Origin of the sequence: Falsiroseomonas sp. (assembly GCF_051860665.1) — a bacterium.
Lineage (GTDB): Bacteria > Pseudomonadota > Alphaproteobacteria > Acetobacterales > Acetobacteraceae > Falsiroseomonas.
Genome location: NZ_JBHYDM010000006.1, coordinates 133,851 through 158,636, shown reverse-complemented (window position 1 = coordinate 158,636; position 24,786 = coordinate 133,851). Strand labels below are relative to the sequence as shown.

General features: G+C 68.6%; 23 protein-coding genes. 11 read left to right on the top strand and 12 right to left on the bottom strand.

All coding sequences use genetic code 11. From position 1 onward, the window contains the following. Position 1: 1 nt before the first annotated feature. From ureC to ACTIF1_RS08910, 4 genes are read right to left on the bottom strand one after another with little or no spacing between them, the layout of a single operon-like run. Positions 2 to 1,711, bottom strand: a complete 1,710-nt coding sequence (gene ureC, locus ACTIF1_RS08925) for an urease subunit alpha (protein WP_439596044.1) — start codon at positions 1,709 to 1,711, stop codon at positions 2 to 4. After that, a complete protein-coding gene (locus ACTIF1_RS08920; protein ID WP_439596043.1) occupies positions 1,711 to 2,016 on the bottom strand; it encodes an urease subunit beta in 306 nt (101 codons plus the stop codon). The genes ureC and ACTIF1_RS08920 overlap by 1 nt, the downstream gene beginning before the upstream one ends. Next, entirely contained in the window at positions 2,013 to 2,315 is a 303-nt protein-coding gene (locus ACTIF1_RS08915) for an urease subunit gamma (RefSeq protein ID WP_439596042.1), read from the bottom strand. The genes ACTIF1_RS08920 and ACTIF1_RS08915 overlap by 4 nt, the downstream gene beginning before the upstream one ends. Positions 2,316 to 2,355: 40 nt before the next feature. Next, positions 2,356 to 3,192, bottom strand: a complete 837-nt coding sequence (locus ACTIF1_RS08910) for an urease accessory protein UreD (protein ID WP_439596041.1) — start codon at positions 3,190 to 3,192, stop codon at positions 2,356 to 2,358. A gap of 257 nt (positions 3,193 to 3,449) precedes the next feature. Between ACTIF1_RS08910 and urtA the strand changes: the two genes are divergently transcribed. The 6 genes from urtA to ACTIF1_RS08880 all read left to right on the top strand — a co-directional run bounded on the left by urtA (position 3,450) and on the right by ACTIF1_RS08880 (position 9,602). Then, on the top strand, positions 3,450 to 4,694 hold the full coding sequence (gene urtA, locus ACTIF1_RS08905) for an urea ABC transporter substrate-binding protein (RefSeq protein WP_439596040.1): 1,245 nt from the start codon (positions 3,450 to 3,452) through the stop codon (positions 4,692 to 4,694). A gap of 46 nt (positions 4,695 to 4,740) precedes the next feature. Continuing rightward, the gene (urtB, locus tag ACTIF1_RS08900) at positions 4,741 to 6,309 is read left to right on the top strand and encodes an urea ABC transporter permease subunit UrtB (RefSeq protein ID WP_439596039.1); all 1,569 of its coding nucleotides are present in this window, start codon (positions 4,741 to 4,743) and stop codon (positions 6,307 to 6,309) included. A gap of 89 nt (positions 6,310 to 6,398) precedes the next feature. Next, positions 6,399 to 7,400, top strand: a complete 1,002-nt coding sequence (gene urtC / locus ACTIF1_RS08895) for an urea ABC transporter permease subunit UrtC (RefSeq protein WP_439596137.1) — start codon at positions 6,399 to 6,401, stop codon at positions 7,398 to 7,400. Continuing rightward, positions 7,397 to 8,134 carry an urea ABC transporter ATP-binding protein UrtD gene (gene urtD / locus ACTIF1_RS08890; RefSeq protein ID WP_439596038.1) on the top strand — a complete coding sequence of 246 codons (738 nt, stop codon included), beginning with the start codon at positions 7,397 to 7,399 and terminating at the stop codon, positions 8,132 to 8,134. The genes urtC and urtD overlap by 4 nt, the downstream gene beginning before the upstream one ends. Before the next feature lies 1 nt (position 8,135). Beyond that, positions 8,136 to 8,828: an urea ABC transporter ATP-binding subunit UrtE gene (gene urtE / locus ACTIF1_RS08885; protein WP_439596037.1), complete on the top strand. Its 693-nt coding sequence runs from the start codon at positions 8,136 to 8,138 to the stop codon at positions 8,826 to 8,828. 63 nt (positions 8,829 to 8,891) lie between these two features. Then, complete coding sequence (locus tag ACTIF1_RS08880) at positions 8,892 to 9,602, top strand: hypothetical protein (protein WP_439596036.1); 711 nt, start codon at positions 8,892 to 8,894, stop codon at positions 9,600 to 9,602. Here the strand turns inward: ACTIF1_RS08880 and ACTIF1_RS08875 are convergent, their stop codons facing one another. The 6 genes from ACTIF1_RS08875 to ACTIF1_RS08850 form a co-directional block, all read right to left on the bottom strand. Beyond that, complete coding sequence (locus ACTIF1_RS08875; RefSeq protein ID WP_439596035.1) at positions 9,603 to 10,208, bottom strand: glutathione S-transferase family protein; 606 nt, start codon at positions 10,206 to 10,208, stop codon at positions 9,603 to 9,605. It abuts the gene before it with no gap. Next, positions 10,205 to 11,077 (bottom strand): Bug family tripartite tricarboxylate transporter substrate binding protein, encoded by an 873-nt coding sequence (locus ACTIF1_RS08870; protein ID WP_439596034.1) that lies wholly within the window; start codon positions 11,075 to 11,077, stop codon positions 10,205 to 10,207. Before ACTIF1_RS08870 ends, ACTIF1_RS08875 begins: the two co-directional genes overlap by 4 nt. Before the next feature lie 111 nt (positions 11,078 to 11,188). After that, complete coding sequence (locus tag ACTIF1_RS08865) at positions 11,189 to 12,505, bottom strand: TRAP transporter large permease (RefSeq protein WP_439596033.1); 1,317 nt, start codon at positions 12,503 to 12,505, stop codon at positions 11,189 to 11,191. Continuing rightward, positions 12,502 to 12,996: a TRAP transporter small permease gene (locus ACTIF1_RS08860; protein WP_439596032.1), complete on the bottom strand. Its 495-nt coding sequence runs from the start codon at positions 12,994 to 12,996 to the stop codon at positions 12,502 to 12,504. The genes ACTIF1_RS08865 and ACTIF1_RS08860 overlap by 4 nt, the downstream gene beginning before the upstream one ends. Beyond that, positions 12,993 to 14,036, bottom strand: coding sequence for a TRAP transporter substrate-binding protein (locus ACTIF1_RS08855; RefSeq protein WP_439596031.1), 1,044 nt, complete (start codon positions 14,034 to 14,036; stop codon positions 12,993 to 12,995). The genes ACTIF1_RS08860 and ACTIF1_RS08855 overlap by 4 nt, the downstream gene beginning before the upstream one ends. Positions 14,037 to 14,067: 31 nt before the next feature. After that, a complete protein-coding gene (locus tag ACTIF1_RS08850) occupies positions 14,068 to 15,003 on the bottom strand; it encodes a fatty acid desaturase (protein ID WP_439596030.1) in 936 nt (311 codons plus the stop codon). Positions 15,004 to 15,217: 214 nt separating this feature from the next. Here ACTIF1_RS08850 and ACTIF1_RS08845 point away from each other — a divergent pair, with 214 nt between their 5' ends. The 5 genes from ACTIF1_RS08845 (at position 15,218) to ACTIF1_RS08825 (ending at position 22,434) form a co-directional block, all read left to right on the top strand. Beyond that, positions 15,218 to 16,648: an NAD(P)-binding domain-containing protein gene (locus tag ACTIF1_RS08845; protein WP_439596029.1), complete on the top strand. Its 1,431-nt coding sequence runs from the start codon at positions 15,218 to 15,220 to the stop codon at positions 16,646 to 16,648. A gap of 64 nt (positions 16,649 to 16,712) precedes the next feature. Continuing rightward, the gene (locus tag ACTIF1_RS08840; protein WP_439596028.1) at positions 16,713 to 18,119 is read left to right on the top strand and encodes a M20/M25/M40 family metallo-hydrolase; all 1,407 of its coding nucleotides are present in this window, start codon (positions 16,713 to 16,715) and stop codon (positions 18,117 to 18,119) included. A 16-nt stretch (positions 18,120 to 18,135) separates the two neighbouring features. Continuing rightward, positions 18,136 to 19,560 (top strand): M20 family metallopeptidase, encoded by a 1,425-nt coding sequence (locus tag ACTIF1_RS08835; RefSeq protein WP_439596027.1) that lies wholly within the window; start codon positions 18,136 to 18,138, stop codon positions 19,558 to 19,560. After that, the gene (locus tag ACTIF1_RS08830) at positions 19,557 to 20,582 is read left to right on the top strand and encodes an NAD(P)-dependent oxidoreductase (protein WP_439596026.1); all 1,026 of its coding nucleotides are present in this window, start codon (positions 19,557 to 19,559) and stop codon (positions 20,580 to 20,582) included. Before ACTIF1_RS08835 ends, ACTIF1_RS08830 begins: the two co-directional genes overlap by 4 nt. 82 nt (positions 20,583 to 20,664) lie before the next feature. Next, positions 20,665 to 22,434 (top strand): SLC13 family permease, encoded by a 1,770-nt coding sequence (locus tag ACTIF1_RS08825; RefSeq protein WP_439596025.1) that lies wholly within the window; start codon positions 20,665 to 20,667, stop codon positions 22,432 to 22,434. Between the two features lie 7 nt (positions 22,435 to 22,441). On the opposite strand, the gene ACTIF1_RS08820 is transcribed toward ACTIF1_RS08825, so the two are convergent. Further along, a complete protein-coding gene (locus ACTIF1_RS08820; RefSeq protein WP_439596024.1) occupies positions 22,442 to 23,434 on the bottom strand; it encodes a PhnD/SsuA/transferrin family substrate-binding protein in 993 nt (330 codons plus the stop codon). Between the two features lie 3 nt (positions 23,435 to 23,437). Further along, a complete protein-coding gene (locus tag ACTIF1_RS08815; protein WP_439596023.1) occupies positions 23,438 to 24,751 on the bottom strand; it encodes a Rieske 2Fe-2S domain-containing protein in 1,314 nt (437 codons plus the stop codon). Positions 24,752 to 24,786 lie beyond the last annotated feature (35 nt).

Genomic DNA, 24,786 nt, shown 5'->3' with positions numbered 1-24,786 from the left:
CTCAGAACAGGAAGTAGCGCTGCGCCATGGGCAGCAGGGTGGCGGGTTCGCAGACCAGCAGCTCGCCATCGGCGCGGACCTCGTAGGTCTCGGCATCCACCTCGATCCGCGGCAGCGCGTCGTTCAGCACCATGTCGCGTTTGCTGATCTTGCGGGTATTCGTCACCGCCAGCAGGGGGCGCTGCAGGCCGAGCCGTTCCGCGATACCGGAATCCAGCGCCGCCTGGCTGGTGAAGGTGACAGAGGACAGCGTCCTGGCGCGGCCATAGGCGCCGAACATGGGGCGGTAGTGGATGGGCTGCGGCGTGGGGATGGAGGCATTGGGATCGCCCATCGGCGCCATTGCGATGGTGCCGCATTTCAGCACATAGTCCGGCTTCACGCCGAAGAAGGCGGGCGACCACAGCACAAGATCCGCCAGCTTGCCGACCTCGATGCTGCCCACATGCGTGGCGATGCCCTGGGCGATGGCGGGATTGATGGTGTATTTCGCGATGTAGCGGCGCACGCGGAGATTGTCGTTGTCACCCGTCTCACCGGGCAGACGGCCGCGCTGCTGCTTCATCTTGTGCGCTGTCTGCCAGGTGCGGATGATGACCTCGCCCACACGACCCATCGCCTGGCTGTCCGAGGACATCATCGAGATGGCGCCAAGATCGTGCAGAATGTCCTCGGCCGCGATCGTCTCCTTGCGGATGCGCGATTCCGCGAAGGCGACGTCTTCCGGGATGCGCGGGTCGAGGTGATGACACACCATGAGCATGTCGAGATGCTCATCCACCGTGTTCCGCGTATAGGGCATGGTCGGATTGGTGGAGGACGGCAAAAAGTTCGGCTCGCCGATCACCCGCAGGATGTCGGGCGCATGGCCGCCACCGGCGCCTTCCGTGTGGAAGGCCTGGATGGCGCGGCCACCGATGGCGCGGATGGTATCTTCGACGAAGCCGCTTTCGTTCAACGTGTCCGAATGGATGGCGACCTGGATGTCGAAGGCATCGGCCACCCTCAGGCAGGTGTCGATCGCCTTGGGTGTGGTGCCCCAATCCTCATGCAGTTTCAGCCCGCAGGCGCCACCGCGGATCTGCTCCTCCAGCGCGGCCGGCAGCGCCGCATTGCCCTTGCCGAGGAAGCCCAGGTTCATCGGGAAGGATTCGGCCGCCTGCAGCATTCTCCCGAGATGCCACGGCCCGGGGGTCGAGGTGGTGGCGAGGGTGCCATGCGCAGGGCCGGTGCCGCCGCCGAACATGGTGGTGACGCCGGAGACCAGCGCCTCCTCGATCTGCTGCGGGCAGATGAAATGGATATGCGGGTCGATCCCGCCCGCCGTCAGGATACGCCCCTCGCCAGCCAGCACTTCGGTGCCCGGGCCGATGATGATGGTGACGCCCGGCTGCGTATCCGGATTGCCGGCCTTGCCGATGCTGTGGATCAGCCCGTCCTTCAGGCCCACATCCGCCTTGTAGATGCCGGCGTGATCGACGATCAGCGCATTGGTGATGACGGTATCGACAGCGCCGTTTTCCCGCGTCACCTGGGACTGGCCCATGCCGTCGCGGATGACCTTGCCGCCGCCGAATTTGACTTCCTCGCCATAGGTGGTGAGGTCGCGTTCCACCTCGATGATCAGGTCGGTATCGGCCAGCCGCAGGCGGTCGCCCGTGGTCGGGCCATACATGCCGGCATAGGCGCGGCGGGAGAGCTTCGCGGGCATCAGAGCTTCCCCTCCGTCTCGCCGCGGAAGCCATGCACGATGCGATCGCCGGCATAGGGCACGAGGCGCACGCTGCGCGCCTGCCCAGGCTCAAAGCGCACCGCTGTGCCGGCGGGAATATCCAGCCGCTGGCCATGCGCGGCCGCGCGGTCGAAGCGCAGCGCCGGGTTGGTCTCCGCAAAATGGTAGTGGCTGCCGACCTGGATGGGGCGGTCGCCGGTATTGGCGACCTCGATCTCCGTGGTCGGCCTGCCGACGTTCAGTTCGATCTCGCCCGCGGCGGGAAACAGCTCGCCCGGGATCATCGGATCGGCTCGTGCACGGTCACCAGCTTGGTACCGTCGGGGAAGGTCGCTTCCACCTGGATCTCGTGGATCATCTCGGCGATTCCCTCCATCACCTGGTCGCGGGTGAGCAAGGTGGCGCCGTCACGCATCAGCTCCGCCACGCTGCGGCCGTCACGGGCGCCTTCCACCACATAATCGGTGATCAGGGCCACCGCCTCCGGATGGTTCAGCTTCACGCCACGCTCCAGCCGTCGTCGCGCGACGTTGGCCGCCATGGCGACCAGCAGCTTGTCCTTTTCACGCGGCGTCAGGTTCATGCGTCACCTCTCATCCCGGCCAAGCATGGCCCATGCCACCTCATGTGCGCCAGAGCCGCGGCAGGCGCGGCGGCAGCCCCAAGGCCTGAGCCCGCAGCGCCATGATGGCGGCGCCCAGGCCCTGGCGCACCACCCCTGCCGCGCCGAGCCAGCGTGCCACCAGCAGCCCGGGCGCGACCAGCCCTGCCCCACCCTGCGCCAGTTCACGCGCCAGGTCGCGATGGGAGGCAACCTCCGGCATGGCCAGAACCAGCGTCGCCATGGCGCCGGCGCCGTCCAGGGTGAAGCGGTGCGCCAGCGCCTCCGGCTGCAGCCGCAGCGCATCCACCCAGAGCAGCCGCCCCTCCCGCCGGATCTGCCAGCGATCGTGCAGGAAGCCGCTGCGGAAGACCTCGCCCCGCGCGGCGCGGCCCAGCACCAGCATCTCCGCCGCCAGCAGCCGCGCCCCGGGCGCAAGCGTGATGTCCAGCCGGCGGCGCAGGCGGGCGCCATCGAACAGGATCGTCTCCTGCGGCAGCCATTCGCAGGTGGCAGCTTCGCCGAGATCCAGGCTTGTCGCGATTTCCGTGCGCGGCGACAGGCTGCGGTAGATTTTCTCGGCAGCCGGCGTCGTCGCCGTGAATTGCGCCCCCGCACCCAGCGTCAGCACCGAATCGAGGCTGTCCCCGCCCGCCAGGCCGCCCGCGACATTGACCAGCGCCGCCTGCTTCGGCTCCTCCGGATCGGCATCCGGAAACAGCACGCGCAGCGGCGCGGATTGATAGAGATGCGCGATCCGCGCCCCGCCTGGCGCAGCGACGAGGCTGAGTTCGGCGCGCCCGCGGGCGCGCTGGTGGTGCGGCGCGGCGGCCGGATCGACGAGCATCCGCGAAGACATGGCACGTGTGGTGGCGCTCGGCCAGTCGTTGCGCAGCTGCCCATTCCGCATGCGGGCACGGCGCGGATTGGGCAGCGAAAGCCCAATTCGGCGGCAGCACCGGAAGGGTTCCCCTTCCGGAATGGAGGGCCGGCCGCGAAAGGATCGTATGCGAAAGCTCTGGCACGCATCTCGCAATGCAGCAGGCGGAGGGGGACGTGGCCGGCAGGCGGCCTCGGCGCCACCGCTTCGTGCATTCCCGAGGAGGCTTCAGAAAAATGATCCATCGCATGCCCATCACGCGACGTGCCGCGCTGGCCGGCCTCGGCGCTGCCCTGGCCGCCCCCGCCATCCGCCCTTCCTTCGCGCAGGCCGCGCCGATCAAGGTCGGCGTGCTGCACTCCCTCTCCGGCACCATGGCGATCAGCGAGACAGCGCTGCGCGATACGGTGCTGATGATGGTGGAGGCGCAGAACGCCGCCGGCGGCATCCTCGGCCGCCGCCTGGAAGCCGTCGTGGTGGACCCGGCCTCCAACTGGCCGCTTTTCGCGGAGAAGGCGCGCGAGCTGCTCGCAGTGTCCCGCGTCGATGTCACCTTCGGCTGCTGGACCAGCGTGTCCCGCAAATCCGTGCTGCCGGTCTTCGAGGAGCTGAACGGCCTGCTGTTCTACCCGGTGCAGTATGAGGGCGAGGAGGAGAGCAAGAACATCTTCTACACCGGCGCCGCGCCGAACCAGCAGGCGATCCCGGCGGTGGAATACCTGATGGGCGCGGATGGCGGCGAGGCGAAGCGCATCGCGCTGCTCGGCACGGACTATGTCTATCCGCGCACGACGAACCGCATCCTGCGCGCCTTCCTGATCTCGAAGGGCATCCCCGAGAGCGACATCATGGAGGAATACACCCCCTTCGGCCACAGCGACTGGCAGGGCATCGTCAGCCGCGTGAAGCGTTTCGCTGGCGAGGGGAAGAAGACGGCAATCGTCTCCACCATCAACGGCGACGCCAACGTTCCCTTCTACCGCGAGCTGGGCAACCAGGGCATCAAGGCGGAGGACATTCCCTCCGTCGCCTTCTCGGTGGGCGAGGAGGAGCTGGCCGGCATCGACACGCGGCCGCTGGTCGGCCACCTGGCCGCCTGGAACTACTTCATGTCCGTGCAGTCGCCGGCCAATACGCAGTTCAAGGCGATGTGGCAGGCCTATATCAAGAACCCGCGCCGCGTGACCAACGACCCGATGGAAGCCACCTATACCGGCTTCAAGATGTGGGCGCAGGCGGTGGCGCAGGCCGGCACCACCAGCGTCGATGCCGTGCGCACCGCGATGTACGGCCAGAAGGTGGATGCCCCCTGCGGCTATGTCGCGGAGATGCACCGCAACCATCACCTGTCCAAGCCCGTGATGATCGGCGAGGTGCAGGCCGATGGCCAGTTCAACATCGTCTGGAAGACGCCGAATGCCATCCCGGCCGAGAACTGGTCGCCCTTCATCCCGGAGAATGCGAACCGGCGCCGCGGCTGAAGGGTTTTTGGGGGAGGCGGCCGCGCGCGGCCTCCCTCATTCCAGCATGAAGCATCCCCTCCTCATCCTTCTCCTGCTCTTCGCGCTGGCCCTGCCAGCGCGCGCGCAGGATGCCTTCACCGCGGGCCTCAGCGGGCTCGGCACCGGCTTCAACCAGACGGCGGAGTCCGTGGACCGGCTCGGCGCCAGCGGCGATCCGCGCGCCCTGCCCCTGCTGCGCGCGCTGGCCGATGGCCGGCTGCTGCGCCAGGCGGACGGCACGCTGCTGATCCGCGGCGATGCGGGCGTGCAGGATGCGCTGACCGGCGCCGCGGCGGATGCCAGCGGGGCCGAGGCGGTGCGGCTGAACAACCGCGTGCGCGTGGCGCTGCGGGGCGCGCTCGGCCGGCTGCAACTGGTCTCGCCGGACCCCGCAGAGCGCCAGGCCGCGGCGGAGGCCGTGTTCCGCAGCCGCTCCGCCGAGAATGTGCCGCTGCTGGATGCGGCCCTGGCGCGGGAGACGGTGCCCGCGATCCGCGCCCGCCTCGCCTTGGCGCTGGCAGCGTCCCGCCTGATGGCGAATGATCCCGAGAACAAGCTGCTGGGCGTCGCGGCGCTGGGGGCCACATCCTCGCCCGAGGCACGCGCCGTGCTGCTGGAAGCGCGCGCGGCCAACCCGGCGATCGCCGCGCAGATCGAGGAAGCGGTGGCGGCGATCGACCAGCGCCTGGCCCTTCGCCGCGCGGCCGAAACCCTGTTCCAGGGCCTCTCGCTCGGCTCCGTACTGCTGCTGGCGGCGCTCGGCCTGGCTGTGACCTTCGGCGTGATGGGCGTGATCAACATGGCCCATGGCGAATTCGTCATGCTCGGCGCCTATACCACCTTCATCGTGCAGGAGGCGCTGCGCGGCATTCCCATGCTCGCCCCCTGGTCGCTGCCGCTGGCCGTGCCGGCCGCCTTCCTGGTGACCGCGGCCTGCGGTGCCGCGATGGAACGCGGGCTTATCCGGCATCTCTATGGCCGGCCGCTTGAGACGCTGCTGATGACCTTCGGCGTCGGCATGATGATCCAGCAATCGGTGCGCCTGGCCTTCGGGGCACAGAACCGGGAGATCATCAGCCCGCCCTGGATGCAGGGCACGCTGATGCTGCCGGGCGAGATCGCGGTGACACAGAACCGGCTGTGGATCCTGGTCTTCTCGCTGGTGATCCTGGGCCTGACGGTCGCGGCCATCCGCTTCACCCGCTTCGGGCTGGAGATGCGCGCGGTGACGCAGAAGCGCGCCATCGCCTCCTCCATGGGCATCCGCACGGGCCGGGTGGACGCGCTGACCTTCGCCTTCGGATCCGGCATCGCCGGCATCGCCGGCGTGGCGCTGAGCCAGATCGACAACGTCTCCCCCAACCTCGGCACCGGCTACATCATCGACAGTTTTCTCGTCGTCGTCTTCGGCGGCGTGGGGTCGCTGGCGGGCACGCTGGTCGGCGCCTTCGGCCTCGGCATCATCAACAAGATCCTGGAGCCCTGGGCTGGCGCGGTACTGGCAAAGGTCTTCGTGCTGGTGGCGGCGATGCTGTTCATCCAGCGCAAGCCACGCGGGCTGTTCGCCCAGAAAGGGAGGGCGGCGGACGCATGAGCCTCGCTGTGTCATCCCCCGCCGCCGATGCGCGGCTACGTCTCGGCCTGCGCGCAGGGCTTGGCATCTTCGTGCTGCTGCTCGGCGTCATGCCGCTGCTGAACCTGCTGCCGGTGACGCATCCGCTGCATGTCTCGGACTTCCTCGTCTCCGTCACCGGCAAGTGGATCTGCTACGCCATCCTGGCGCTGTCGCTCGATCTCGCCTGGGGCTATGCGGGCATCCTGTCGCTGGGCCATGGCGCCTTCTTCGCGCTGGGCGGCTATGCCATGGGCATGCATCTGATGCGGATGATCGGGCCACGCGGGGTCTATGGCCATCCGGTGCTGCCGGACTTCATGGTCTTCCTGGGCTATCAGGAGCTGCCCTGGTACTGGCTGGGCTTCGACAGCTTCCCCTTTGCCATGCTGATGGTGCTGCTGGTGCCGGGCACTCTGGCGCTGCTGGTCGGCTTCCTGTCCTTCCGCAGCCGCATCACGGGCGTCTATCTCTCGATCCTGACGCAGGCGATGACCTTCGCGCTGATGCTGGCCTTCTTCCGCAACGACATGGGATTCGGCGGCAATAACGGCTTTACCGACTTCAAGGAGCTTCTCGGCTTTGCCCTGAATACCTCCGGCGCGCGGGCGGGTCTGTTCTATGCGTCGCTCATCGCGCTGGTTCTCTCCTTCCTGATCTGCCTGCGGCTGACGCGCAGCAAATACGGCCGCGTACTGACCGCGATCCGCGATGCCGAAAGCCGGGTGCGCTTCCTCGGCTACAACACGACCAGCCACAAGCTCTTCGCCTTCGTCCTCTCGGCCATGCTGGCCGGCCTGGCCGGCGCGCTCTATGTGCCGCAGGTCGGCATCATCAATCCGGGCGAATTCAGCCCCGCCAACTCCATCGAGGCGGTGATCTGGGTGGCCGTTGGCGGGCGCGGCACGCTGGTGGGCGCGGTGCTGGGTGCCTTCACGGTGAACGGGCTGAAGACCTGGCTGACCAGCGCGGCGCCGGACCTCTGGCTCTTTGTCCTCGGCGGGCTGTTCGTGGCGGTCACGCTGTTCCTGCCGAAGGGGCTGATCGGGCTGCTGAAGGGGCGCAAGCCATGAGCGGGCGACGCCTGTATCTCGACGGCGTCTCGGTCGTCTTCGACGGCTTCCGGGCGCTGAACAATCTCTCGCTGATCGTCGAGCCGGGGGAGCTGCGCTCCGTCATCGGCCCCAATGGCGCAGGCAAGACCACGATGATGGATGTCATCACCGGCAAGACCCGCCCCACCGCGGGCAAGGTCCTGTTCGGCGAGACGGATCTGACGCGGATGGACGAGGCCGGCATCGCCAATCTCGGCATCGGCCGGAAGTTCCAGAAGCCCACCATGTTCGATGCGCTGACCGTCTTCGAGAATCTGGAGCTCGCCCTGAAGGCGCCGCGCGGCCCTATCGCCTGCCTGCGCTGGAAGCTGAATGGCGAGGCGCGGAGCCGCATCGAACAGACCATGGAGGAAATCGGCCTGACCGAGCGCGCCCAGGACCTGGCCGGTATCCTCAGCCACGGCCAGCGGCAATGGCTGGAGATCGGCATGCTGCTGATGCAGGATCCGGAACTGCTGCTGGTGGACGAACCGGTGGCCGGCATGACGGATTCGGAAACCGAGCACACCGCCGCCCTGCTGGTCCGCATCGCCGGCAAGCGCAGCGTGGTGGTGGTGGAGCACGACCTGGAATTCGTCCGCGCCCTTGGCCGCCGCGTGACCGTGCTCTGCGACGGCAGCGTGCTCTCCGAGGGCTCGATCGACCATGTGCAGAACGACCAGCGCGTGATCGAAGTCTATCTGGGGCGCTGACATGCTGACCGTCTCCTCGATCGACCTGTCCTACGGCGCCAGCCTCTGCCTGCGTGGCGTCTCGCTGCAGGCGGAGCCGGGCAAGGTCACGGCCGTGCTCGGCCGCAATGGCGTCGGCAAATCCTCGCTGCTGCGCGCCATCATGGGGCTGGAAAAGGTGCGCGCCGGCAGCATCACCTGGGAAGGCCGCGACGTGACGCGGCTGGGCCCGGCGGAACGCGCGCGGGCCGGAATCGGCTATGTGCCGCAGGGGCGGGAGATCTTTCCATTTCTCACCGTGCAGGAGAACCTGGAGACGGCTTTGGCCGCGGCGCCGCGCGGGGCCGGCGTGGATGCCGAGATCTTCGACCTCTTCCCGATCCTGCGGCAGTTCCTGCGCCGGCGCGGCGGCGATCTCTCGGGCGGCCAGCAGCAGCAGCTGGCGATCGGTCGCGCGCTCTGCGCAAGGCCGCGGCTGCTGATCCTGGATGAGCCGACGGAGGGCATCCAGCCTTCCGTCATCAAGGATATCGCCCGCGTCATCCGCCACCTGGCGAAGGACCGCGGCATGGCCGTGATCCTGGTGGAGCAGTACTACGATTTCGCACGCGAACTGGCGGATTCCATCGCGGTGATGGTGCGCGGGGAAGTGGCGCTCGGTGGCCCCGCCGGTACGCTGGACGAGGGAGCGGTGCGCAAGCTGCTGACCGTCTAGACCATCCCCCTGGCGCAGCGACCGAAACGGCGTAGCCTTCCCCGGCTATACCGGAGACGTGACATGGCCCTCACCACCGAGATCGCCCGCCAGCTCGCCCTTTGCGCCGTCCCGACGGTGAATGCCGTGATGGCCAAGTCGGGCCTCGGCAGCAACCATATGCGCGGCCTGGCACCGGTCGGCCCGAAGCGGCGCTTCGTCGGCCGGGCCGTGACGCTGCGCGCCATTCCGACACGGGAAGATCTGAAGAAGCGCGTTGCCGCCGGCGAATTGCCGGACCTGCAGATGACCGCCTTCGAGGCCTTGGGGCCGGACGATGTGCTGGTGATCGAGGCAGGCGGCGATCTGCGTGCCTCGGTCTTCGGCGATATCATGGCGACCTACGCCGTGGTGCGCGGCGCGGCGGCCATCGTGATCGATGGCTGCGTCTCGGACCAGGAGGCAATTGCCGGAATCGATCTGGCCGTGTTCGCCAAGGGCAATGCGGCGACCTCCGCATCCCTCTTCCTGCACTTCACGGAGATGGGCGGGCCGGTGGGCTGCGACGGCGTCGGCGTGATGCCCGGCGATGTGCTGGTGGGCGATGGCAATGGCGTGGTGCTGGTGCCCGCCGCCCATGCGGCGGAGGTCGCGGCCGCGGCCGCGGCGCGCGAGGAAATGGAGGCCTTCATCGTGGAGCGCATCAAGGCCGGCGCGCCGTTGAAGGGCACCTACCCCGCCAATGAGGCCACGCGCGCCGCCTTCGCGGAATGGAAGGCCGCGCGCGGCGGCTGACTACGGCACCGCCATGCCGCGCGCCACCCCCGGGCGTGCGGCCATGGTCCGCATCCAGGCACGCAGATGCGGCAGGCCCCCGGCGCGATCCAGCAGGCGGCTGCGGAAGGCGGCGGTGGGGTAGAGCGCGAAATCCGCCACCGTCACCTCATCGCCGCAGAGATACGGCGTTGCCGCCAGCTGCGCATCCGCCTGGCCGAGGAAGCGCAGCAGCCGCGCCTCGTAATGGGCGATGATGGGCGCGGGCGTATCGGCGAATTCGCTGGTCAGCACGAAGATCGGGTGCGTGGCGCTGATGACGTCCGTCATCACATAGGACATCCATTGCAGCACCAGCGCCCGCGCCGCCGGCGCCTTCGGCAGGAAGCGGCCTTCCTGCTCGCAGAGATGCTGCATGATGGCGAAGGACTGGGTCATGGCGATGCCTGTCGCATCGTCCTTGAAGACCGGGATGGCGCCGTGCGGCGCGATCGCCATCATCTCCGCCGGCTTGGTCGCGGGATCGTCGATATCCACCGCATGCGCGCGATAGGGCAGGCCCAGCTCCTCCAGCATGATGGAGACGCGCAGCCCGTTGGTGGTCCGGGCGGACCAGATCTGGATCATTGGGGATCGAAGGTCCTCAGGATGGGGGCCCAGATTGCCTCCTGCGCGTGCATATAGGCCAGATGCGCCGCGGACGTGGAGGGAGTGACATCCACGCCCAGCCGCTCGAAGGCCGCGCGATGGGCGGGATTTGCGAAAACGGCGTCAAAGCCTTCCTGCAGCCTGGCCCGGACCGGATCGGGAATGCCCTTCGGGCCGAACAGGCCCATCCAGCTCAGCACCACATAGCCCGGCAGCCCGCTTTCCTCGACCGTCGGCAGGTCTGGCAGGGCGACGGCGCGGGTCGGACCGGTGGTGGCAAGACCCCGCCATTGCCCCGCGCGCACCGGCTCCACCGAACTGCCGATGGCATTGAACATCACCTGCACGGCGCCGCTGGTGAGATCCGCGCGCGCCAGGGCATCGCCGCGATAGGGCACATGCACCATCTGCGTGCCGGTCATCCGCATGAACATCTCGGCCGAGAGATGGATGGACCCGCCCGCCCCGGCGGAGGCGAAGTTCAGCCGCCCGGGATTGGCCCGCAGATGCGCGATGAATTCCTGCACGTTGCGCGCAGGCACCGAGGGATGCACCACCAGCACGTTGGAGGAGGCGAACATCAGCCCCAGCGGCTCCAGATCCCGTTCCCAGCGGAAGGGCGTGTCGCGCAGCAGGTAGTGCGTATTGATGACATTGGGCCCGCCGATGACCAGGGTATAGCCATCGGCAGGCGCCTTGACCGCAGCGTCCGTCCCCAGATTGCCACCCGCGCCGGGTCGATTATCCACCAGAACCCGCTGGCCGTAATGCGCCGCCAGCGCATCGGCAAAGGCGCGCGTCTGCGCATCCGCGGCGCCTCCAGCCGGGAAAGGCACGATGATTCGCATGGGTCGCGTCGGGAAAACCTGCGCAGCCGCGACACCCGGCCAGGCCACCGCCGCCGCAAGAAGAAGCTTCGCCAGCATTCTGCGCATTGCGTGATCCTTCGAAAGGCCGGGTCACCAAAGCCCCGGCAGCCAGAGCGAAAGCGCCGGGAACAGCAGCAGGATGATGATGCGCAGCACGTCCGAGATGCAGAAGGGCAGCACGCCGCGATAGGTCTCGCCCATCGGGATGTCCTTCGCCATGGCGTTGATGACGAAGAGGTTCAGGCCGAAGGGCGGCGAGATCATGCCCACCTCCACGCTCATCAGCACCAGGATGCCGAACCACACCAGCACCTGCGTGCGGTCCATGCCGAAGTCCAGGCCGAGCATCAGCGGCACGAAGATGGGCAGCGTCAGCAGCACCATCGCCATGCTCTCCATGAAGCAGCCCAGGATCAGATAGACCAGCACGATGGCGGACAGGATCGCCAGCGGCGGAATCGGCAGCGCCGCGACCATCGAAGACAGTTCCGATGGCAGGTGCGACAGCGCCAGCGCGGCGCTGAACAGCTCCGCGCCCAGCAGCACCAGGAAGATCAGCCCCGTGGTCTCCGCGGTGGACAGCAGGCTCTCCTTCAGCCCCTGCCAACGCATGCCGCCCAGCACCACGGCGAGCAGGCCGGTGGCGGCGGCCCCGATGGCCGCACCCTCCGTCGCGCTGAACCAGCCGCCATAGATGCCGGTGACGACGAGCACGAAGACCATCATCACCGGCCATACGTCCAAGGTGGCGCGCAGGCGTTCGCGGTAGGGCATGCGCTCGGCGGGCGGTGCGGCGCCGGGGGACAGGCGCGTATAGATATTCACCACCAGCATGTATCCGGCCGTCGCGATCAGGCCCGGGATGACCGCTGCGACGAACAGCGCGCCGATGCTCATCTCCGTGTAGATCGCATAGATCACCAGGATGACGCTGGGCGGGATGAGGATGCCGAGCGTGCCGCCGGCCGCCAGCGTGCCGGTGGACAGGGCGGGCGAATAGCCATGCCGCCGCATCTCCGGCAGCGCGACCTGCGACATGGTGGCGGCGGTGGCGAGGGAGCTTCCGCAGATGGCGCCGAAGGCCGCGCAGCCGCCGATGCTGGCCACCGCCAGGCCGCCGCGCCAATGCCCCATCCAGGCCCGCGCGCAGCGGAACAGCGCGCGGTTCATCCCGCCCTTGGTGGCGAAATCGCCCATCAGCAGGAACAGCGGGATGACGGAAAGGGTGTAGGAGGAGAAGCGGCTGAAGGTCAGTGTGTTCAGCGTGGCGAAAAGCCGATCCCAACCCGAGATCTCGGCATAGCCCAGCCCGCCCACCAGCAGCATGGCGATGCCGACCGGCATGCGCAACGCGATCAGCGCCAGCGCGCCGCCGAACATGGTCAGGCCTATGGCGAAATTGCTCATGCCGGCCGCCGCAGCCGGACGAAGCTCTCGACGGCGACGAAGGCGGCGCAGAGGCTCCAGGCCGCCATGCCCAGCGCCGCCGCCGCATAACCCCACCAGAAGGGCAGCTGCAGAAACATCGAATCGCGTTCCCGGTCCCACATATTGTAGCCGCCGATGGCCAGCCGCCAGGCCAGCACGCCGACGACCAGCGCCGCCACGGCGCGCATCGCGGCATCCAGCCCTGCGGTGCCCCGCGCCGGCAGGGCCTGGGTGAAGAAATCCACCAGCACATGCGCGCCCTTCATCTCGCAGAGCGGCATGCAGAGCACCACGGCCACGCCGAGCGCGAGTTCGACGATCTCGCTATCGCCCAGTATTGGCGCGCCGAAGGCGCCACGCAGGACGGAGGCGGTGGTGACCCCCACCGCCAACAACAGCAGCGCGCCACCCAGCAGCGCGCAGGTCACGGCGAGGCGCGTCAGCGCCCCGCGAAGCGCCGCAAGGGTCACGCGCGGCCATGCCTGGCGGTGATGGCCTGCAGATCCTCGAACATCGCCCGCCCGTTGCGGCCGCGGCGCGTCATCTCGGCGATCCAGGCGTCGTAGGCCGGCTGCACCGCGGTGCGCCAGCGCGCCTTTTCCTCCGGCCCGATCGCGATGATCTCGTTGCCGGCGGCGATGGTGGCATCCACCGCGGGCTTGGTCTGCGTGTCCCAGATCCGGCCGCGATCGGCGGCGAGGGCGGGGCCGGAATTCGCGTCAATCACCGCCTTCAGGTCGGGCGGCAGGCGGTTGTAGCTGCGGCCGTTCATCAGCGTCAGGATCATGCCCTGGAACAGGCCGACGCCCGGCGGCTCGCTGTGGAACTTTGCCACTTCATACAGGCGGAAGGGCTGCGTGATGGCCCAGTTGATGAGGAAGCCATCCACCTGGTTGCGCGCAGTCGCCTCGTAGACGCCACCGAGCGGAATGCCGACGGGCGTGCCGCCGAGCGCCGTCACCGCCTCACCGATGAAGCGGCCGGCGACGCGCAGCTTGAGGCCGCGAAAGTCCTCCAGGGTCCGGATCGGCTTGCGCGAGGTATGCACCAGCGCGCGGTCCGTCGCATGCACCGCGATGATCTTGATGCCGCGGTATTCGGTATCCGCCAAGTGCTTGGCGATGAACTCCATCGCCGCCGGGCTTTCGGTGGCGGAGAGGCCGGTGTTCATGAAGGGCAGCTCCAGCCCCTCCGTCCCCATGAAGCGGCCCGGTGTGAATCCCGGTACGGTCCAGATGATATCGACCACGCCGTCTTCCAGCTGCTGCACCAGGTCGCGCGGCTGGCCGCCGAGCTGCATGGCGGGGAAGACCTCGATCTTGATGCGCCCGCCGGATTCCTGCGCCACCTTCGCCGCCCAGGGGTCGAGGTGCAGCGTGTGGTCCAGCGCCGTCGGCGAGGAAAAGCTGTGCAGCCGGAAGGTGAATTGCGGCGCGCCCTGAGCGCGGAGCGTCGCAGGTGCGGCGAGGGTGAGGCCCGCACCGAGCAGGTGGCGTCGCTTCATCATCATGGTCCCTGTCCTTGGTTGCGCGCGCCGGGGTTCAGCGTGCCGGATGCGCTGGCACGAAGACCGGCTTCAGAAGCCAGCGGCGTGCGATGTCGAAATAGCCGGGAAAGACGTAGTGGCCGTTATGGGCCAGCAGCCGGTCGCGATGCCGGCGCCAGAAGCCCGGAATCTCGAACCACGCCATCTGCGGATAGAGGTGATGCACGATATGCAGGTTGTTCCACAGGAACAGCAGGCCAAAGACCCAGTTGGATTCGACGCTGGCCGTTCGCTCGCCCGGCGTGGGTCCCCAGCGATGCTCGATGAAGGCGCGCAACAGGCCGAGGCTTAGGCCCGGCAGCACGAAGATCAGGTAGTATTGCCACACCGGCATGCCCGCGACGCCGGAGACGAAGCCCAGCACCACCGCCAGCCCTGCGAAGAAGCCGAGCCAGACCGGCACATCACGAAAATCCCCCGCGCACAGTTTTCCGAACTCGATGATGACCAGCTTGCGCAGGCGCAGGAGAGGCCCGACGGTCAGGCGTCCCAGCAGCGTCTGGTTGAACAGCAGCACGGCGCGCCAAGGGCGCGAATAGCCGGACCAGTCCGCCTGCCTATGGTAGACGCTTTCGGTATCCTCGCCGGGATAGGTCAGCACCGTATTGCGGTGATGCGCCGTGTGGCTGCGCTTGTAGAGCTCGAAGGGCAGCCAGCCGCCGATCGGCGGCCAGACCAGCGCCGTGCGCAGCCAGCGCGGAATGCTGCGCCAGCCATGGATCGCCTCATGCTGCAGGGAGAAATGCCACGCCAGCACATAGGCCCCGCCGGCCATCAGCAGCGGCCAGGGAATGTTGGCATGGAACCAGACCAGCGCGAACCAGCAGGCGTAGATCGCCAGCATCACGCCCCAGGTCGGCAGTTCCCATCGTCGCCACCAGATCGGCGAGGGCGCGAGCGCGGCGGCGCGGGGAAGGGTCTTCTCCTGCATTGCGTCAGCGTGGCAACAAAAGGCAGCGGCATGCAAGCGGCATCCGCGGCGCGTGCGAGGCGCTCCGGACGGCGCTGCGCGGCCCACAAGCAGGCCGTGCCGGTATACGCGCCAAAGCCCTGCGGCATACGATTCCAGCGCGGATTTCGTGGCTGGCAAGGCCGCCGTTTTCGACCATCTTCTGCGCCCCACCCCAGATCCGGAGAGACCAGCCTTGCCCGCACCTCGCAGCCTCACGGCGCTCGAAGCCGATGCACGGCGCGACCTCGACCTCATCGCCCATCCGCGCATGGACTGGCTGCAACCCAGGACCTGCGGCGGCGCGCCGGTGCTGGATGTGCTGGTGGTCGGCGGCGGGCAGTGCGGCGTGGTCACCGCCTTCGCGCTGATGCGCGACAAGGTGCGCAACCTGCTGGTGCTCGATCGCGCGGAGTATGGGCGGGAGGGACCTTGGCTGACCTATGCCCGCATGCACAACCTGCGGTCCTGGAAGGATCAGAGCGGACCGGATCTCGGCGTGCCCTCCCTCACCTACCAGGCCTGGCACGAGGCGCAGTTCGGCACGGCGGATTGGGACAAGCTGCGCTATATCCCGAAGGAGTACTGGAACGACTACCTGCTGTGGCTGCGGCGCGTGGTCGGCGTGCCGGTGCGCAATGGCGTGACGGCGGGACGCATCTCCCCCGCCCGCACCGATGACGGCCTGCCCTGCCTGCGGGTGGAGACAACGGAAGGCCCGATGCTGGCGCGCAAGGTGGTGCTCGCAACCGGCCAGGAAGGTGCCGGCATCTGGTGGATGCCGGATTTCGTCGCCGCGCTGCCGCGGCCGCTGCGCGCGCATAGCGCGGACCCGATCGATTTCGCGGCGCTGCGCGGCAAGGTGGTGGCGGTGCTCGGCGCCGGGGCATCCGCCTTCGACAATGCGGCGATGGCGTTGGAGGCCGGCGCGGCGGAGGTGCATCTGTTCTGCCGCAGGGCGGAGCCGATGGTGGTGCAGCCCTATCGCTGGCTGACCTTCGCCGGCTTCCTGCGCCATATCCATGAGATGCCGGACGAATGGCGCTGGCGCTTCATGGCGCATGTGCTGGGGCTGCGCGAAGGCTTTCCGCCGGACACCTATGCGCGCGTGCTCGCCTTCCCGAATTTCTTGATGCATGTGGGACGTCCCTGGACCGATGCGCTGGTGCAGGATGGAAGGGCGGTGGTCGCGACCTCCCGTGGCGACTTCGCCGCTGATTTCCTCATCTGCGGCACCGGCGTGCGGATGGACCCGATGCTGGTGCCGGAATTGGCCGGCTGCGCCCATAACATCGCGCGCTGGTCGGACCGCTACACGCCGCCGCCCGAGGAAGCCAATCCACGTCTCGGCGAATTCCCCTATCTCGCGGACGACTACAGCTTCCTGGAACGCGTGCCGGGCGAGACGCCCTGGATGCGCGATATCCATCTGTTCGGCATCGGCACCACCATGTCCTTCGGCCCGGCTGGGGCCTCGATCAATGCCATGGGCATTGCCGTGCCGCGCCTGGCCGCCGGCATCACGCGCGGCCTCTTCGCCAGCGATCTTCCGCGCTTCTACGAGTCCCTGCGCGCCTATGACGTGGCGCAGGTGGAGATCGACCCGGCGCGTCTCGCCGCAGAGTAGCGCAGGTCTTCCCGCAGCCGGCAATCCGGGCGAAGCTCCACGCGGATTGCGGGAAGGATGCGAGATGACGGGCAGCCGGGCAGGAGCGATCGCGCGCGCGGAACGCTGCTTTGATGAGGGTGCATATCTCGAAGGGCTGCGCAGGCTCGTCGCGGTGCCGACCGAAAGCCAGCTGCCGGACAGCCTGCCGGCCCTGACCCGCTATTGCACCGAGACGCTCCCCGCGCTGATGCGCGACATGCCCTTCGAGCAGGTGGTGCTGGACAATCCCCGCCCCGGCCGCGGCCCGGTCTTCGTCGCGACGCGCATCGAGGATCCCGCGCTGCCGACGGTGCTGATCTATGGGCATGGCGATGTGGTGCGCGGCCTCGCGCCGAAATGGAGCGAGGGCCTGGACCCCTGGCAGGTCACGACGCGCGGCGACAAGTGGTACGGGCGCGGCACCGTGGACAACAAGGGCCAGCACCTGATCGCCATCGAGGCACTGCGCGCCGTGCTGGCAGAGCGCGGCGGCCGGCTCGGCTTCAATGCCAAGGTGCTGGTGGAGACGGGCGAGGAACAGGGCTCGCCAGGCTTGCGCGACCTGCTGCGGGCGGAGCGCGAAAGGCTGGCGGCGGATGTCTTCATCGGGCTCGACGGTCCGCGGCAGACCACCTTCATGCCGGAGATGAAGCTCGGCGCGCGTGGGGGCGTGGCCTTCGACCTGCTGGTGCGGCTGCGGGACCATGCGCATCATTCCGGCCACTGGGGCGGCGTGCTGACCGATCCCGCCTTCGTGCTGGCGCATGCGCTGGCCAGCATCGTGGACCGCAACGGCCGCATCCTGGTGGAGGGCTGGACGCCGGCCGCCATGCCCGCCTCCGTCAAGCGCGCCATCGGCGACCTGGTCTTCGAGGATATCCCCGGCCTGCCCGAAGGCGATCCCGGCTGGGGCGAGACCGGCCTGACAAAGGCCGAAAAGATCTTCGGCTGGACCAGCGTGATCGTGCTGGCGCAGATCACCGGCCATCCGGATGCGCCGACCAATGCCGTGCAGGGCGAGGCACGGGCGCGGCTGCAGGTGCGGCATACGGCGGATATCCCCGGCGCCGCTTTCGTACCCGCGCTGCGCCGGCACCTCGATGCCAAGGGCTTTCCCGAGGTCGAGATCGTGCCGATGATGGAGCGCGACATGTTTGGCGCGTCCCGCACCGATCCGGACGATCCCTGGGTGGAGATGGTCGCGGGCTCCATGCGCCGCACCACCAACCGGGCGCCGAACATCATCCCGAATTCCTCCGGCTCCAACCCCTCCGACATGTTCCTGGAGGAGCTGGGCACGCCGGTGATCTGGATTCCGAACAGCTATGCCGGCTGCAACCAGCACGGGCCGGATGAGCATGCGCTGGCACCGCTGCTGCGCGAGGGCCTCGGGCTGATGGCCGGCATCTGGTGGGATATCGGCGAAGGCCATGTGCCGGCGCGGCGCTGAAGGGAAGGAAGAGACCATGCGGAACGACGAAGAGGTCTGGCGCAGCGTCGACGAGCGCAAGGAGGCCTATGCCGCGCTCAGCGACCGCATCTGGGGCATGCCGGAGCTCTGCTACAACGAGCATCGCAGCGTGGCCGAGCACATCGCGATGCTGGAGGCCGAGGGCTTTGCCATCACCCGCGACGTCGCCGGGATCCCCACCGCGGTGATGGGCGAGGCCGGTGAGGGCGGACCCGTCATTGCCATCCTGGGCGAATACGATGCCCTGCCCGGCCTGTCGCAGGAAGCCGGCGTTGCGGAACACCGGCCGCTGCCGGGCGATGGCACCGGCCATGGCTGCGGGCACAACCTGCTGGGCTCCGCCAGCCTGCTGGCCGCCGCGGCGGTGAAGGATTTTCTCAAGGCCAACAACCTGCCCGGCCGGGTGCGCTACTATGGCTGCCCGGCGGAGGAAGGCGGCGCGGCCAAGGGCTTCATGGTGCGCGAAGGTGCCTTCGACGATGTGGACATCGCCATCTCCTGGCATCCGGCCAGCTTTTCGGGCGTGAACGACGCCATTTCGCTCGCCAATACGCGCATCGATTTTTCCTTCACCGGCCGCGCGGCGCATGCGGCCTCCTCGCCGCATCTGGGCCGCTCCGCGCTGGATGCGGTCGAGCTGATGAATGTCGGCGTGAACTACATGCGCGAGCACATGCCGAGCGATGCGCGCATCCACTATGCCTATCTCAATGCCGGCGGCATCGCGCCCAATGTCGTGCAGTCCCAGGCCAAGGTCCGCTACCTGATCCGCGCGCGGAACCTGCTCGAATTGAACGCCCTGGTCACCCGCGTGCGAAAGATCGCCGATGGCGCCGCGCTGATGACGGAGACGACGGTCTCCACCCAGGTGATTTCGGCCGTCTCCAACCTGCTCGGCAATTCGCCGCTGGAGCAGCTGATGTACGACAATTTCCAGCGCCTCGGCCCGCCGCAATTCACCGATACCGACAAGGCCTTCGCGGCGGAGATCCAGAAGACGCTGACGGAGGAGGACATCCTCTCCGGCTATCGCCGCCAGGGCGTCACGCCCGATACCGGCAAGTCGCTGTGCGAGCTGATCGTGCCGCTGGGCGCCAAGGGGGCCGGCATGAACGGCTCCACCGATGTCGGCGACGTTTCCTGGAAGGTGCCGACGGTGCAGGCGCGCGGCGCCACCTATGCCATCGGCACGCCGGGGCATAGCTGGCAGGTGGTGGCGCAGGGCAAGGCGCCGGCGGCGCATACGGGCATGGTGCATGTGGCGAAGGTGATGGCCGGCACGGCGGTGGATGCGCTGCAGAATCCTGAGCTGATCGCCAGGGCCAAGGCCGACCATGCGGCGCGGACCGGCGGCCGGCCTTATGTCAGCCCCCTGCCCGCGGATGCGAAGCCGGCCCTCGGCATGTCCCTCTCCGAATGAGCCGTCCCCGCGTCCTCGTCATCGATCCGCAATGGGAGGATGCGCCCGATCTGGAACTGGCCCTGGCCGGGGAGGATGCGGAACTTGTTTTCCGACGTTCCGTGCACGGCCGGCTGGAAGATCCCGCGGATTACGCCACGGCCGATGCGGTGCTGAACTGCCGCTCCATGCACCTGCTGCCGGCGGAGGCTATCGCCCTGTTCGGCAGATGCCGCGTGATCGTGCAGGGCGGGGTGGGCTTCGGCCATATCGACCTCGCCGCCGCCGCCGCGCGCGGCATCCCGGTGCTGAACACGCCGGATTACGGCACGACAGAGGTGGCGGATCATGCGGTGGCCCTGGCGCTCGGCCTGCTGCGCGGGCTGCAGGGCTATGACCGCCGGCTGCGGCGCGGCAATGCGGCCTGGGATGCGCGGCAGATGAAGCAGGTGCGGCGGCTGGGGTCGTTGCGCCTGGGCATCCTGGGACTCGGGCGCATCGGCACCGCGGCGGCGCTGCGCTTCCAGGGTTTCGGCATGAAGGTCGGCTTTCATGATCCGCACCTGCCGGTGGGGCACCAGCTTGCCTTCGGCTGGGAGCGCTTCGCCACGCCGGAGGCGCTGCTGGCGCGCAGCGACGTGCTCAGCATCCATGCGCCCTTGAACGCGAGCACGAAGGGGCTGCTGGATGCGCGACGCCTGGCGCTGCTGCCGCCGGGTGCCGTGCTGGTGAATACCGCGCGCGGCGGCATCCTGGACCTGGACGCCCTGCACGAGGCGCTGCGCAGCGACCGGCTGTCCGGCGCCGGGCTTGATGTCTTCGAGGCGGAGCCGCTGGATCGCAGCCACCCGCTGATCGCCGCCTGGGCGGCGGGCGAGGCCTGGCTGGACGACCGGCTGATGCTGACGCCCCATGCCGCCTTCTTCAGCACCACGAGCATCCGCGACATCCGCCGGCTGTCGATGCAGTACATGATGGATTTTCTCAGATCCGGTGCCCGGCCGACCTGCGTCAACGAAGGGCTGCTCGCCAAGCAGGGCTGACCCGCGCCAGCGGCCGCGGAACCCGCGGGTACCGGGACTCGTTGCGCCCCGGCGCGCCACGATCGGCGCCGGGGGAGACTTCATGACGCCGGACCAGGCCATTGCCTTCGCCATCCTGGGCGGCACCATCGCCTTGTTCATCCACGGGCGGCTGCCCTACGACCTGGTGGCGCTGCTGTCGCTTTTCGCCGCGGTGATGACCGGCGTGGTGCCGGCGGAGAAGGCCTTCTCCGGCTTCAGCGATGATGTGGTGATCATCGTGGCCGGCGCGCTGCTGGTCAGCGCGGCCGTCGCGCGGTCCGGGGCCGTGGAGGCGGCCATGCGGCCGCTGCTGCCCTGGATGCAGGGCGGGCCCGCGGTGCAGGTGCCGATCCTGGCCGCGGTGGTCATGGTGCTGTCGGCGGTCACCAAGAATGTCGGCGCCCTGGCCATCATGATGCCGGTGGCCTTCCAGCTCGCCAGGCGCACCGGCACGCCGGCCAGCGCGCTGCTGATGCCGATGGCCTTCGCCGCGCTGCTCGGCGGGCTGGTCACGCTGGTCGGCACCTCGCCCAATATCATCGTCTCCCGGTTGCGGCAGGAGATCACGGGCACGCCCTTCGGCATGTTCGACTTCGCACCGGTCGGGCTGTGCATCGCCGCGGCAGGGCTGGTGGTGCTGGCGCTGGGCTGGCGGCTGCTGCCGCAGGGCCAGAAGGGCGGCGGCTCGAAGGACGCTGCCTTCACCATCGACCAGTATACCACAGAGGCCCGCCTGCCGAAGGACAGCGCCCATGCCGGAAAGACGGTGGCGGAGCTGGAGGCGCTGGGCGAGGGCGAGGTGCGCATCGCCGCCATCATCCGCGCCGATGCGCATCGGCTGGCACCGGTGCAGGGCCGCCTTCTGCAGGCGGAAGACCGGCTACTGCTGGAGGGCGAGGCTGAGGATCTCGATTCCTTCGTGGCGCGCGCTGGCCTGACGCTGGAAGGCGAGCGCCAGAAGCTACCCGAGGATGCCGCCCAGGTGGTGGAAGGCGTGGTGACCAGCGAAAGCCCGCTGGTCGGCATGACGGCCGCCGGCTTCGACCTGCACCGGCGCAGCGGGCTGAGCCTGATCGCCGTCAGCCGCCGCGGCCAGCGGATCGCGGAGAAGCTGGGCGACCTGCGGCTGCGCGCCGGCGATGTGGTGATCCTGCGCGGCGAGGCGACGCTGATGGCGGAGGCCATGGGCGGGCTGCGCGTGCTGCCGCTGTCGGAGCGAAATGTGCAGCTGGGCCGCAGCCGTCGGGGCTGGCTGCCGCCGCTGGTGCTGGCCGTGGCCATGGCGCTGGTGGCGCTGAACTGGGTGCCGGTCGCCATCGCCTTCTTCGGCGCCGCCGTGCTGCTGCTGGCGCTGCGCACGCTGACGATGCGAGAAGCCTATGAGACGGTGGAATGGCCCGTGGTGGTGCTGCTGGCCGCGCTGATCCCGGTGAGCGAGGCGATCCGCACCACCGGCGGCACGGATCTGGTGGCCGGCTGGCTCTCCGGCGCGGCGCAGGCGCTGCCACCGCTGGCCGCGCTGGCGCTGATCATGGTGATCGCCATGGCGGTCACCCCCTTCCTGAACAATGCCGCGACGGTGCTGGTGATGGCGCCGGTGGGCGCCAGCCTGGCACAGCAGATCGGCCTCAGCCCCGATCCCTTCCTGATGGCGGTGGCGATCGGCGCGGCCTGCGACTTCCTCACCCCCATCGGGCACCAGTGCAATACGCTGGTGATGGGGCCGGGCGGCTATCGCTTCGGCGATTACTGGCGGCTGGGCCTGCCGCTCTCCGTCACCGTGGTGCTCGTGGGCGTGCCGGCCATCGCCTTCTTCTGGCCGCTGGGGTGAGCGCGGCTCAGATCTTGTGGGTCTCCAGCGTGCTGGGATGGAACAGCTCCTCCGGCGCCAGCAATCGGCTGGACAGGCCCTGGGCATGGTGGTGGCGCAGGAACCATTCGAAGACGTGCCGGTTCGCGGCCAGGCCATAGGAGAAGAAATCCTCCCCCATCAGCCGCTTCGCCGCGCGCAGGCTTTCCTCGACGAAGGGCAGCGTAACCTTGGTGGCGGAGGTGTCCGCCAGTTTCGCGAGGGCTACCGCCTTGGATTTCTCGAAAGCCTTCTGGACCGCGGCAGGCAGCCAGGGGTGCTTCTCGACGAGCGTCTTCCGGATGCCCAGCACATGCATCACCGGAAAAATGCGGGTCTTGCGAAACCAGGCCTGGGCGGCGGCGGTGGGGTCCGGGAAGAGCCATTCGATGTTCGGGTCGCCGCCTTCGAAGCAGGAGGGGGCGCGCGGCCCCATCACGCCGTCGAGTTCCCCCGCCGCCAGCATGCCGGAGATGGTGGCGCCCTCCGGCGCATTCTCGATCACCACGCCGGGCGGCAGGCTGAGGGAGATCTTCTCGACGCGGCCCGGCGTGTCGTAGCCGCCGCGCACCCAGGTGATCTCGGCGGGGCGCACGCCGTGCTCCTCCTCCAGGATCGCCCGCGCCCAGACATTGGCGGTCAGCTGGTATTCCGGAATGCCGATGCGCTTGCCGCGCAGATCCTCCGGCCGGTCGATCCCGCGATCCCTCCGCACCACGATGCAGGTATGGCGGAAGGCGCGGGAGGGAAAGACTGGCACGGCGACATAGGGGCAATCACCCTTGGCGACGCGCACCGAGTAGGAGGACAGCGACAATTCGCAGATGTCGAAGGCCTCGTGCCGGAAGGCGCGGAAGAAGATCTCCTCGGGTTCCAGCAGCATGAATTGCGGATCGACGGAATCGATCTGCACCTCGCCATCCACCAGCGGGCGCATGCGGTCATAGGGGCCGATGGCCACCGAAAGCTGCAGTTTGGACACGCGCTATTCCGCCGCGATCTGGGACGGCGCGTCGACGAAAAGGCTGCGCTCCATCTCCGTGGTGCCGAAACTGCGCCAGTCCGTGGTCTTGGGCACCACGCCCTCGAAGGAGGAGATATCCTTCAGCGGCACGCGCGGCTCCGTCCGGCCGAGCGCCGGCGCGCCTTCCGCCACCGCGCGCGCGGCCTCGATCATCAGGCGGCGCCATTGCACGATGGCGACGTCGCTGGCGCCGAGGCGTTCCGTGGTGCGGTCGGCGATCGGGCCCATGCTTTCCCACATCGCCATGTCCTGCGCCGGGATGCCCTTGATGCCGGTGAAATTGCCCATCGCCATCAGGCGGCGGTCCTGGCCGTAGTCATTCTCCCGCACCCGCTTCTTCTGCCAGTTCTCGTCCACGTCGATGCCCGGCTGCAGCGCCAGGAACTTGCGCCAGTCCTCGGTGGAGGGCACGTCCGGCCCCTCCCCCCAGGCCATGAAGTAGAACCAGCTGTGGTGATCATCGATCGGCACCGTCACCTGCGCCACGTTGTAGCTGGCGTTCGGCGGGATCAGGGAGGTGACGGGGGCGACGAAGGTGGTGATGCGCACATAGTCATGCGTCGCCGCATTGGCGATCGGCCGGCGGATGGCGGCGTAGCGGAAGCCGTAGGAGGTCAGCTGCACCTGCAGCCGCGGCGCCTTGTCGGTCGAGGGCCGGGTCCAGTTCTTCGCATTCGCCCCCGCCCGGCCGACGCGGGCCGGGACCATGTCGGAGGAATGGAGCGAGGAGGAATGGGCGCTGTCGATCTGTCCCTCGACGATCTGCGCCCAGTTGCAGGGCACCATGGTCTTGCCGATGGCGACGCGGGTTTCGGGGGTCGGCGCGAAGGGCGGCGGCTCGAAAGCCGGCATGGTCGCGCGGTCGCCCAGGAAGGCCCAGACGAAGCCGCCCGCCTCCTCCACCGGGTAGCTGGGATGCTTGAAGCGGGCGGCGGCGCAGGCCTCCGGCGGCTCGCTCGGCATCTCGACGACATTGCCCTCCACGTCGATCTTCCAGCCGTGATAGAGGCAGCGCAGCCCGCCTTCCTCATTGCGGCCGTAATAGAGCGAGGCCTTGCGATGCGGGCAGGCCTCCGCCACCAGGCCCAGCCGGCCCTCGCTGTCGCGGAAGGCGACCAGCTTCTCGCCCAGCACCTGCACGCGCACCGGCTTGCCATCCGGCTCCTCCACCTCCTCGGAGAGGCAGACGGGAAGCCAGTGGGCACGCATCAGCCGGCCCATCGGCGCATCGCCGGTGACGCGGCAGAGCAGCTCGTTCTCCTCCTGGGTCAGCATGGCGGTTCCTCCCAAGATGCTTAGGTCACTAAGAT